This is a genomic window from Amycolatopsis endophytica (assembly GCF_013410405.1).
In the GTDB taxonomy this organism is placed as follows: Bacteria; Actinomycetota; Actinomycetes; order Mycobacteriales; family Pseudonocardiaceae; genus Amycolatopsis_E; species Amycolatopsis_E endophytica.
The window spans coordinates 1,686,887-1,699,453 of record NZ_JACCFK010000002.1; the positions used below are offsets into that span (position 1 = coordinate 1,686,887).

1 protein-coding gene (running past both ends of the window) is annotated in these 12,567 nt (G+C 70.8%); it reads right to left on the reverse strand.

Every position in this 12,567-nt window falls within one protein-coding gene, locus HNR02_RS33450, for a WXG100-like domain-containing protein (RefSeq protein ID WP_179777593.1), read on the reverse strand. The gene is 39,645 nt long; 12,419 of those nucleotides lie to the left of the window and 14,659 to its right, leaving coding positions 14,660-27,226 in view — codons 4,887 (partial) to 9,076 (partial); reading right to left, the first codon wholly in view occupies positions 12,563-12,565. The start codon and the stop codon both lie outside this window.

The window sequence follows — 12,567 nt, forward strand, 5'->3', positions numbered from 1 at the left end:
GCATCTCGTTGGCCGCCTCGACCTGCTTCGCCATGGACGTGTAGTAGGCCGCCGGCGCGACCACACCGGTCCAGGCGAAGTAGGCTCCGCGCGCGATGAGATAGGTGCTGCTGACGCCCAAGCCGAGACCCACCGAGGTGAGGGTGCCCGCCGCCACGCCACCGGCGCTGCCCAGTTGCATCAACAGGGTCGTGCGCGCCTCGACGCCCAGTGAGGGCAGCTGGGACCGGTAGCCGGAAACCTGTTCGACCAGCAGCTTTTCGAGATCCCTTCGGAGGCCGTGCGTGGAGTCGCCGCGCTCGGCGTCCGGGCGAACGGCCACGACGAGCTGCCCGCCGTCCACCCACTCCACCGGCACCATCGACGGCATCTCCAGTGCCACGCCGTCGGTCGGGTCGCTGCCGTGCTCGGCGATGAACGCGTCCAGGTCCGCCTGGGTCCCGATGCGCTTGCCGAAATGCCCTTCGATCCAGTTCGCCTTGGCGCGCAGGCGGAAGTCGGCCGCCAGGGGGTGGTCGCCGGACTCGATCTGCGCGAGCGAGGGACCCACCCGGCCCTGCAGGGTGAACCCGGACCGGAAGACCCGGCCGCCGGGCACCATGTCCGTACCGGACATCCAGGTGATCTTGACGACGTTGTGGAACACCGGCTCGGCCGCGTCGACCGCGTCGGGTGGTTCCTGTTCCTCGACCGGTGTGTACAGCGACTCGATCGCGAACTCGGTGGACTGCCGCGCTTTGATGCTGCGCAGCCGGTCGTCGAGCACGCCCTTGACGTTCTTGTCCCCGAAGCCGCCCTTGTCGAGCTCGTCGAAGAGCAGGGCGAGCCCGCCCAGCGGGTGTTCCTCCGCTTTCCGGAGCTCGCCGAGCAGTCCCAGGCTCTGGGGGTCGCGGACCCGGCCCCGGAAGTCCCCGTGCGCCCGGATGACCTCTTCGAGGAGCTTCGCCCGCTCATGGCTGCGCTGGATGATCATGCTGAGCCCGAGCCCGTGGTTCTTGCCGCTCGCGTCGCCGTTGAGCAGGGTGCGCAGCTCGTCTTCGATCGCGGTCAGCTCCGCCGCGGCCTGCCGCAGCGGGGGGTCCGCGGAGTCGAGCAGGTGAGCGAACTCCGTCGCCCGCCAGCCCTCGTGGCCGGCGTCGCGCAGGAAACCGACGATCGCCTCGCGGTTTTCGAGCAGGCCCACCACCTGTTCCACCGCGGCCTTGTCGCGGTCGGTCAGATTCGCCATCGTCAGCTTGTCGCCGCGCAGTGGGTTGGCGCGGAACAGGCGCGAGCCGTCGGTGGCGGGGTCGATTCCCTCGCCCGGTGACGCCAGGCGCTGGAACTGTCCGTGAATCTCGTCGAGCGAAGCCGCTTCCCGGACCAGTTCCGACAGGGCGACGTCGAAGGGTTTGCGTAGCTCCTCGGTGCGCCGCAGGGCGAGGCCGAGGTCGTGGCGAGTGGTTTCGACGTGGGACTCGGCGGTCGCCGAGGTGATCGCTTCACCGTCCAGCTCGGGCAGAACCGGGCTCATGTTGTTCGCCTCGGCCTCGGCCTCGGCGGCGCGCGCCTGCTCCGCCGTCTCACTCCACAGCGCCAGCTTCGTCAACTGGAAGTTCGCCTGGGCCAGCTGGTTCTGGTGGTCCTCCCAGCGTGACCGCACCAGCTCCAGCACACCGGCGAGCCGCCGGTAGCGGTGCACCAGGCTGGCTCCGAGGGCGGTCTCACCCATCTCGTGCCGCAAAACCAGATCGGTGATCTGCTCCGCCAGCTCCGCGACGCGGGGGCCGATGACCTCGAGCATGGCGGTGAGGGGCTCGGCGAGTTCCTCGGCTTCCGCGGACGCCGCCGGATCGTCCAGCCGCTCCCGCAGGTCGGCCAGCGCCGTCCAGCCGCGCTGGTGCGCTCCGACCAGCTTGACCAGCTCGCCGAGTGCACGGCGGACTTCGCGGTCGGCGGCGAAGTCCGGCTCGGGCACCGGGTCGGCCGCGTCCGGCTCGTGCTGCGGGGTCGCGAGCCGCGCCAGCTCGGCGGCGATGTCGAGCTGGGCGAAGCCTTGGGTCACCGCGGCGCCCGGGATCTGCCCGGTCAGCCACGCGGCGAACCGGGGGCCGTGCGCATGCAGGGCGGCCACGGTCCGCTCGACGGCTCCCGCGGGCACCTCACTCGTGGCGTTGTCGCCGCGGAAGAACCGGTCGAGCAGGGCCTGCGCGTTCTCCCGGAGACGGACCTGCTCGGTCCGCGGCAGCCGCTCGACGGCGGACTTCGCGGCGGTGGCGAAGTCGTGTTCGGACCCGGGCAGGAGCGCGGTCGCGCGCACACCGTCGGGCAGGCTGTGGAACGCGTCGCCGATCACGGCGGGCTCGGCCTCGGCGAACTGGCGCCGCTGTGGCCCGGTGACCAGGTGGTCGCCGAGCACCAGGAGCGCGGCGACCTCGCGCAGCCGCAGCAGGTCCGATCGCGACAGGTCGGCCGGGATTCCCGCGCGCTCCAGCCAGCCGCGGAACGCGTCCTCGGCGTCGGACCGGAATCCGAACCACGGCATGGCGTCGGCGAGCGTACGCGGGTTCGGCGTGACGACGGGCACGGTCAGTGCCGCGGCCAGCCCCTGCCGTTCGTCGCCGGACCAGCGCTCCAAGAGCGCGGTGAGGTAGTCGCCTCCGTGCACCAGTGCGACCTGCAGGGCCTCCGGCAGGAGGTCGCCCGCGGTGCGGTGCAGCGCCACCAGGTTGACCTCGTGCGTGAGCAGGGCGTAGGCGTTGTCCCCCGCGGTCACGGTGGCGTGGACCGTGTCGACGGGCACCGCCGGAGTGGGCCGAGACGGCGCGGGCGGGGCCTGCGTGCCCTGCCACGCGGGGTCCAGGTAGTTGACCGTGAAGGGGTCTTCACCACGACGACGGGTCCGCGGTGCGACCGGGTTGTGGTCGCCCTCCCGCACCGGCGGCGGCGCGGGTCGTTCGGCGAGCATTTCGCGGGTCCGCATGCTCAGGCGGTCGGCCTTGACCTGTTCGAAGTCGGCCCGGTCGCCCAGCTCCTGCCGGATCTCCCGCTCCAGCTGCAGCATCTCGGCCAGCGCGGTCGTCGGTGCCTCGCTGCGTTCCCGCTGGAGGCCCATCACTTCCAGCTGCGCGAACCGGCCCGCGAGATCGCCGGAGAGCCGGTACGCGGGCCGCCGTCCCAGGCGGGGCGACTGCGCCTGCTGCTGAGCCCGCAGCTCGTGCCACCGCATCGCGGCGTGGTAGGCGATCTCGCGCGCGGCGTCCGCACGGGACGAGTTCGGGATGGCGATGCGGATTTCGTGCCCATCCGCCACTTCGATCAGTTCCGAGGTCGTGTAGTAGACGGGGAACGACGTGTCGTGGTCGATGTCGAACATGGTCACCACGACCGGCAGATCACCGGCCACGAACCGCGCCGAGTCCCCGTCGGTGGACTCGACCCGCACGCCGGGGAGCGCGGAACCGACGATCTCGGCAGTCCGCGCCAGATCGTGGTCGCGCTGTTTGAGGGCTGTGACGGCGACCCGGCCGTCCTCGTGCTCGGCTCCCGCGTCGAAACCGTGGCGCTGCAGGACCTGCGCGATGTCGTCGCCGTCCGCGTCGCGTCCGGTGCCGATCTCGATGGACGAACCGGTCGGCAGGGCGTCGGCGAGGCGGCCCAGCGTGGCGTCGACGAGTTCGCTGTGCGGCCAGTGCACGATGCGGAGTTCGACGAACCCGTCCGGCTCACGGTCGGTGATACCGGTGTGCGCGGCCCGGCGAGCGCGCAGCCGGGCGAGCGCTGCCGGGTCAGCGTCTCCGGCTCGTTCGAGGCGCCGGATCGCTTCGGCGTAGACGGCGGCGTGTCCGGCCGCGTCGGTGTTTTCCTTGAAGGCCGACACGGTGAGCCCGTCCGCGCCGTCGACGGTGATCCCGGACGCGCCGAGCGTGACGAGGGTGTCGACGAGATCGGCCAGCTCAGCCCGGCCGGCACCATCGGTCGCGATCTTGAAGAACCCGCCCTCGGCCACCGATTCGAAGGCGTTCGCGAGCGCTCCGATATTCGTCCCGGTGAACACCATGGCGTCCACGTTCTCGAGGCGCACTTCCCGGTAGTGACCGGCGGGCAGCTCGGCGTGGGCGATGTCCTCCTGGTCGAGCCGGGCGTCGTGGTCGGCACCGTCCGGATCGAACGCGGGCAGGTCATGCGCACGTCCACTATCGATGACCAGGTGTGGACCGCTTTCCCCGGGAAGCGGCCCGTCCTCCCACAGGACCAAGCGGTGGCGGCGCGGCTGCCACGCCACCAGCTGCCTGTTCCCCTCGCCGGTCCTGGTCTCGGCCACCTGACCGAACTGTTCCTGAAGCGCCCTCTTCGTCTCCCCGGCCAGTCCGCGGTCGGTGAGCGCAGGCAGCTCGATCACCGCGTGGCCATCCGCGTACAACAGGTCGGCGAGACGGCGGGCTGTCCGGGCGGTCCCTCCGCTGTCCGGATCGCGGGCCATCTCCCCGATCACGATCCGGTCGTACACGCCTTGGGCCTGCTCCAGGTCCCGTGGCCGCTCGGCGGCGAATTCGTGCCGCGGTCCCGCGCGCCAGGGCAGTGCCGGCCCGGCACCCACCGGTTCGGTCACCGCATAGCGGCCCCGGGCGGCGATGGCGAGCGCGTCGAGGCCGGAGGCACCGATGGCGGCGATGTCCGCGGGCTGGGGATAGCCGGTCGCGCCGAATCCGGCGTCACTTCCGTCGAGCACCCTGCCGAGCCGTTCGAGCTCACCGCGCAGCGCCGCCTCGAACGCCTGGACATCGTTCATGTGGTGGCGGTTCGCCAGATCCCGCGCGAGGCCCTCGTCGCCCCGGGCGAGCGCGCCCCGGAGTTGCTCGAGGGTGTCGGCCAGGATCCCGCGCCGCGGGGCCAGCCACCGCAGCACCTGGGTGGCGTCGGCCCGCCCGCTGTCCTCGTCCCACACCGGCACGCTCGGTTCGGTCTGCCTGACGGCCGTGACCGAGCCGACCATGAGACGGTCGGTGCGGAACCCCGCCCGGTGCAGTGACCGGCTGATGGCCGTCGTGTCGGCCGCCCACCCGGTCTCGACGGCCACCGTCGAGCCGCCCGGCACAGCGGCGCCGAGCTCATGGAGTACATCCTCGGTGAGCCACTGGTGGTGCCAGCGCTTGAGCGTGACCCGGACGGGTCCGGGCGGCTGTGCGTGGTCACCGGCCGCGGCGGTGTGCCTGGCGTACGCGGCACGGGCGTGGTCGAGCATCTCCCGCAGCCGCGCGTCGTCGTCACCGCGTGCCAGTGCCGCCTCGATGCGGGTGATCGCCTCCGCGTAGACCTGGGCGTAGCCCGGCGCGCGGTACGGGCCCTTGACCATTTCGACGGCGATCGTGCCTGCCCACATTCCGGCGAAGGTCACCTCGGTGGCGCCGAGCGCGACCGCGTTCGCGATCAGGTCGGCGAGGTGGGACCTGAGGTCCTCGCCCGCTTCCACCGTCAGGCTTCCGCCTTCGGGCAGTGCGTCGAAGGCATTGGCGAGAGCGCCGATCGCCGTCCCGGTGAACGCGTCGTTCCCGACACCGTCGAAATGGACGGACGCGTATTCGTCGCGCGGCAGCTCCGTGGCCGCGATGTCGTCCGGCGCGGGAGAACGCGGGTCGGACGCCCGGTCGCCACCGATTGCCAGGCGCGGCCCCTCGGGCAGATCGGGGTTGACCGGCCGGGGGCGCTTCGACCAGCCGACTGCCCTGGGGCTTGCGGAGTCCCGATCGACACCGATCTCCGCGAAGTACCACTGCAACGCGGTCCGGACCTCGTCGGGCTGTGTGTGGAGATCAACGATGAGGCGGCCGCCGTCACGCACCGCCCGCGCCGCGGCTTCGACGGCCTCGACCGCGACGCCACCGGTGTCCGGGTCTCGCCGGAGGTCACGGAGCAGGACCTCCGGCGCGGGCTCGGCTCGCGTCTCCGCCGCGGTCCCGGCGTCGAGCACCAGCTGGTCCGGGTGCGGAGGAGCCGGCTCCGGCACCGCGGGTACGGCGAACGTGGCCAGGTCCCGGTACGCGGTCCACTCGCCGATTGCGCGCAGGATGTCCTGGCCCGGCATCCAGTCGGCGGTCCCCCCGAGAGATGCCCCCGGGGCGCCTGCTGTCGCGATGTCGTAGGGAGTCGGATGGCCCGGGGCACCGAACTCGTGCTCGGCCGCGGCGAGCAACACGGCGTCGGCATCCTGGACGAAGTCCCGCAACCGGCGTTCGCCGATCGGAACGTGGCCAGTCACGTCTTCGAGCGGTTTGCCGCGGCGGAGCGCACTGGCCGCGGCGTCCCGCAGCGCACGCATCTCGGCCAGTGCCCTGGCCGCGACCTCACGTCCATGCTCGGGGTGCCAGTCGTACCCGGCCAGGGCCAAGTCGACGCCCCGGTCGCCGGACACCAGGTGCGTCACGTACCTGAATCCGCCCGCGCGGTAGACCGTGTCCTCCAGGTGCCCGGCCCGCTCCGCGGTGAAGATCCAGCCGTTCTCGTCCTCGGTACCGGGGTAGGTGTGCTCCGCCCGCCGCTGCCCGTCGGGTGACCGGTGCAGCAGCACCTCCAGGACGCCCTCCGCCTCGGCCTCGCGCCGCCCGCCCCGGTAAACCAGGTGGACCGTGTCGGCCGTCGCGGTGACCTCCTGCAGCGTCACACCTCTGGTGCGCAGGTCGATGGAGGGGAACCAGCGGTCCGCGGCTTCCGCGACTCCCGGGAATCCCCGCGACGTCTCTCCCGGCGGAGGTGGCGGCGTCACCTCTCGGACGTCGGGTCCCGGCGCCCGCTTGACCCCGGCGACGACGACACGGTCGGTGCTGCTCGCCTCCTCGATGGTCACACCGGCGGTGTCCAGGTAGGTGGCGATCACCGCCGCCGAGGCCGCGGTCGACGTGCTGATGCGGACCCGTCCTCCGGGGCGCAGCGCCTCCGCGATCCCGGCGAGCGCCTCTCCGGTCAGCTCGGTGTGGCGCCAGTGCTCGATGTTCAGGGTCACCTGACGACGCGGGGTCTGCTCGGCGGCCTCGTGCACGGCGAGCCGTTCACGTGCGCGGGACAGAGCCCTGCTCAGGTCCGGCGACGCGTCCGTCTCCGCGGCCCCCTCCGCTTCCAGACGTCGGACCGCCTCCTGATAGACCCGGACGAGCGCCGCGGCGTCCTCATCGCCCTTCCGCGCGGTCACGGCCACGTTGACGTCACCACTGACGTCGATCCTGGTGGCGCCGGCGGCGACGAGCACGCGTACCAGATCGGGCAGGTGCCGTGCGGCCGAGACGGTGCTGGTGATCGTGATGGTGCCGTCTTCGCGGAGCGCGCTCATCGCGTTGGGCACCGCACCGATCGCCGGACCGGTGAACGCGCTGGGCGGCATGTCGTCGAAACGGACGTGGTCGAACGACCCGTCCGGAACGGTCGCCGCGATGTCGTTCCCGACGACCAGCACCTCTCCGGCGGCGGGCGCGACCGGGACGGGCCGCCCGCGCGGTACCCGCGCCACGATCTCCTCGCCGCCGTCGGGTGTGGACACTTGCTCGACGCGGGCGAACCAGGTGCCGAGACCGGCGCGGAGGTCCGCCAGGTGCTCCCGCGAGGCGTCCGCGGGAACGGCCACGACGAGCCTGCCGTCGGCGGACAACAGTCCCCACGCCTGCCCGGCGAAACGTCCGAAGCCGCCGGTCGTTTCGTGCCGGGGCATCCGGGTGAGCCTGATCTCGCCGTAGGCGATGTCGTGGCGTTGGAGCGGCAGGTCCTCGGCGGTGGCCAACGTGAGACCGACCAACGGTTCGGGACGCCACTCCGATTCCGTCACCGGCGCTGCGAGGTCCCGGCGGTAACGGAGGAACTGTGGTTCCGTCAGCGCAGCTACACCCGGCGCGCCGATCGCGGCGATTTCCCGCGGAGAGGGGTATTCCGAAGTCCCGTACTCGTTCTCTCGTGCGCGGCGGACCACGTCGTCGATCGCCGCGATCTGGTTCTCGAGCGTCATCTGGAGGGACTCGGCGTCCGTGGCGCCGTAGCGCCGGACCGCCTGCTCGATACCGCTGCGCGCACCGGCCGCTGCTTGTCGCTCCAACCGGGCGAGGCTGTCGCGCAGGATGCCGGCCTTCTCGGCAAGGTGAGCGATCACCGTCCGGGCCTGCGTCCCGCCGGCACCCGGGGCCCACTGGTCACCTTGCAGTGCCCGCTCGACCCGGTCGTCACCCACCGCGTCGTCGTCCATCGCCGACACGCCCCAGCCCTGGTAGTGCTCGCGCAGGAACTGGTCGAGCGCCACGGCGGAGGGCTCCACCGAAGACCGGACGTGCTGCGCCACCAGCACGCCACCGTCCAGGCGGATCGAGTGCACCACGAATCCGCCGTCACTCGTCTCGAAGCGCACGGTGGCCGACGTGTCGCCGGTCAGCACCCCGACAGCGGAGGCGGTCGCGCCCGCGAAGTCCGCATTGGACACCAGCGCGTCGAACCCGGTCTTGATCTCGTCCCGGGACAGCGACCGCTCCGGCCCGGGCAGCAGCTCCCGCAACGGCGAGGTGTCCGTTGTGGGCACGGCTGGCATGAGCTCGGGCAGATGCCTCAGCGCGTCCCTCAGGGCCATCCCGACCACGAGCGAACGCTGGGCGCGGTCCGCGGGCATTCCGGGCAGGGTCACCTCGGGCAGACCGTCGGCATCCGGTCCGAACAGGCGCGGAGTCGAGGATCCGGGGACGACGCTCACCTTCAGCCTGATGGAAGCGCCGTCGGGGCCGGTGAACGACCACACGCCGTCGTCGACTCTCCCCTGCCGATTGCCGTTGCCCATCCAGGCGGACACCGCGTCGTGGAAGCCGACGTACGGATCCTCCGCACGGGCGGCGTTCCAGCGTGTACCCAGGGTGATCGAAGACCGCGGGGCGGGCGCATCTTCCGAGCCGGGCACCGAATGGTAGGAAAACGCTTGCCCACCCAGGTCTCCCCGGTCTTCGCCCGTACGTGGCGCCGGAGCCGGGCCCGTGTCGACGCGGCCGGTACCGAACGGATCGTCTCCGGCGGGCGCGATCGGGTCCGGTCGTGCCGTCGTCTGGCGCAGCGCGTCGGCACGGGAATTCGGACGGGGTCGCCTCGTGTGCGCCGCGATCTTTTCCCGGTCCCCCTCCCGCAGGTTCTCGGCAACTCGTGTGGCGATCGTGCTCCGCTGCGCCGCTGACGGAAGCTCCGGCTGCTGGGCAAGGCGGTTGACCGCGTCCAGACCACGACGAACCCGGCCCCAGCCGAGCTCCGTACCGTCCCCGGACACGGTTGCCTGGATTTCCGAGCGCGGCGCCCACTTCGGCGACCCGCCCTCGTAGCGGCTGTGCCGCACCGGCTTGAACCGCTCGATGGCGCGGATGCGGGACCAGGCACCGCGGACGAACCAGATGGTGGGCCCGGCGAGCGCGAACGCTCCAGCGATGCCGACCGCCACCGGGTTGCTGGTGATCATCGCGACGCCGATGCCGGTCACCGCGCTCTGCGCGAAGAACATCGCGCCAGGGCCGATCTTCGCCCCGTCGCGGCCTTCCTTGCGCTCGATCTGGAATCCCAGCCGCGACAGTTTGGCGGTCGCCGCGGTCAGGGTCGTCGCGACGACGGAGTTGAAGTACTCCCCGTCGTTGAGGTACTGCAGCGCCAGTCCGGCGTTCGCGACGGTCAGCAACGGGAACGCGGCGATGTTCTGGAGCCGGCGCATGCCCGGCCGGGCCACCGGGTCGTAGTCGGCCCAGATACCGGGCGTGGCCGCGATCCCGAACAACAGCGACGAAGGTAGGTAGGCGATGGAGACCCAGGCGGCCAGCCCGGTCCCGACCAGTCCGGTGATGAGCTGGTTGAACCCGTTGAGCACCCACGACACGGCGGTCGCGACGTTCGACCCCCGGCCGAGCCACCCGGCTGTCGGGTTCATCCGGTTGATGGAGTCCGCGGTGCCGCCGATGACCCGGTTGACGTAGTCCTTCAGCCGGGAGAACAACATGTTCGCCCAGACCCGACGGCTCTGCGCGGTCACCCCGAGCGGGAGTTTGAAGTGGGCGGTCACGATGTAGTCGGTCAGCATCTGCTTGACGTGCCGCTCGAATTCATCCGTGACGCGATCGACGATGTGGGCGAACCGGTCCCGGAACTTCTTCCCGCCCGGGCTGATCTCGGCCACCATCAGCCTGCGGATCATCTTCATGAGCCGGTGCACCGACTCGGGGTCGACGCGCTCCCGCTCCATCATGGACTCGGTGGTCACCCGGATGCCCTGTGTATGCACGATCTTCGCGCTCGCCAGCAGCGAACGTACGACGAACGCACCGCCTGCGATGACACTGGCTGCGCCGACGACCGCAGTCGGCACGGCACCTATCACGATGGCCGTCGCCCCGGCGGCCGTGCCCGCCGCCATGGTCGTCCAGCCGACGACCCCGACCTTGCGCCAGCGGCTGTGCAGTTCCTTCGCCGTCTTTTCGGAGGCGAGCCGCAACAACTCCGTCTTCGTGACGTCCTTGAGAACCTTGCCGACGAACTCCTTCCGCTCGTCCGGAGTCATGTCCTGGGAAGCCTGGAGCGCGAAGTGTGCCGCGATGAGCGCTTCGACCGGCGCGTCGAGCCCGAGCTCGTCCCCCTCCACCACATCGAGCGCCTTGCGGTCGCGGATCTTGCCCACGATGTCCGCGGCGCCCTTGCGGATCTGCGCCTTCATGTCACGCACGACCTGCTTCGTCGACTCGGGCGAGAAGTCACCGTAAGCGATCTTGTAGGCCCGGATCGACGACTGGATCTGGTGGTTCTCGCGCCAGATACCATCCCGCGTGCCGGTCGGCCCCACCGCCGCGTCGGGCCGCGGACGCACACCCTGGTCCCACAACTCCTGCGCGCGTCGGTGGAACGCCGCGACCACCTCGGATGGCGCCTCGGCCATCGTCGCGAGCCAGGCGTCGCGCTGGTCGGAGTAGTACTCGTCGACGAACCGCTGGGCACGGTCGTCCGGGGTCTCGGCCGAACGGACGTCCGACCCGTCGCCCATTCCGCTGCCGGGGCCGACCGCCTGGTCCGGGTGCGGCACGAACCCGTCCTCTACCAGGGACTTCGCCTTCTTGTGGAAGCCCTCCAGCACGTGCGGCGGGAAGTGCGACAGGACCTCGACCCAGGTTTCGTGGTGACGGGAGAAGTACTCGTCGACGAACCGCTGGCTCGCTTCGCGCTCCGCGTCGTTCATGACGCGGACGTAGTTGCCGCCCCGCATCTTCGCGACGATCGCCTCGCCGTCGTCCGGACGGCGGTCCATGATGGCGCGGTAGACCGCTTCCATCTCGGTGGAGTGCCGGTCGAGCTGGGTACTGGGCATCATGCTGATGCCGTCGGAACCGAACAGCAGGCGGTCCTGGTACTTGACCGCGAACTCGACGAACCGTTCGAACACGTACGGGTCGTCACGCAGGTACTGGCCCAGCGGCGTCCACGAGAAGTCGTAGGTCAGGCCGGGCACCAGCTGCATCATGCGGTCGAGCATGTCGAGGTGCTCGACCGTCAGGTGCGTCCAGTTGCCGACCCCGAGGTGTGCCCAGATGATGCGGTTGTTCCGGAATTCGGGGTGGTGCTTCATCAGGGCCATCATCGGGATCAGGCCGCGCTCGTCCGGCTTGCCCGCGACGAACAAGCCGTTCAGATCCACCCTGGCGAACCCATTGTCCTTGTGCAGCAGGAAGGTCTGGCCGGTCATCCGGTTGCCGCGCAGCTTCGACAGCAGGTGCGGGTTGAACATGTCCGGCACCTCGGCCGGCAGGCTCGCCGCCTTTTCGGGCCTGCCGGCCGCCCGCAGGGCGTAGCGCAGGGTGTCGCCGTTGCGGACGAGCTTTTCGAGGTACTCGGCCTTCTCGATGGCGTTGCTCAGGGAGTCGGCGTCACCGATCAGCGCCCGCGCCTCGTCGGCGGGTGTCCCGGTCAGTGTGCCGTCCGCGAGAGCGGCCTTGACCTCCTTCGCGGCGGCCACGGTGAGCTTGAGCTGGTTGATCCACTTCGGGTTGTAGGTCGTGTTGGCCTCGTCGCCGAGGAGCTGCGTGATGGCTTCCTTGTCATCGGTCTGTTCCGCACCGATGTAGGCGAACTCGGCCATCAGCATCGTCAGGTCGTAACCCTCGGCACCGGCGATGTCCCAGCGGGTGCCCACCAGGCCGACATCGGCGCGCCAGCGCACGTCGGGGGACAGCTCGTTGTACATCTTGAACATCAGGGCGTCAGCGAGCTTGCCCTGCAGCTCCAGGACGTCCTTCTCGTCGACCAGGCCGGCGCGCAGCGAATGGATGAGGCCGTAGTAGGTGGCGCCACTGGCCGCGGCCGCACCGAGTGCGCGCTCGCGGATCGCGGAGTACAGGATCCGACCGAGGTCACCGCGTGCCGCCCGGTAGCGGAGCTGCCGTTCCGCGAGGCTCGCCGTGGAATCCTGCTTGAGCCATTCCAGCAGCTTCTTCATGCGGGTCTTGGCCTCGGCGGCATTCTCGCTGTCGGAACCGAGGTACTGGTTGTCCAGGGCGTAGCTCAGCAGGTGGTGGTGCACGTCGCTGATGTCGCGGGTGGACAGCCGGTTGT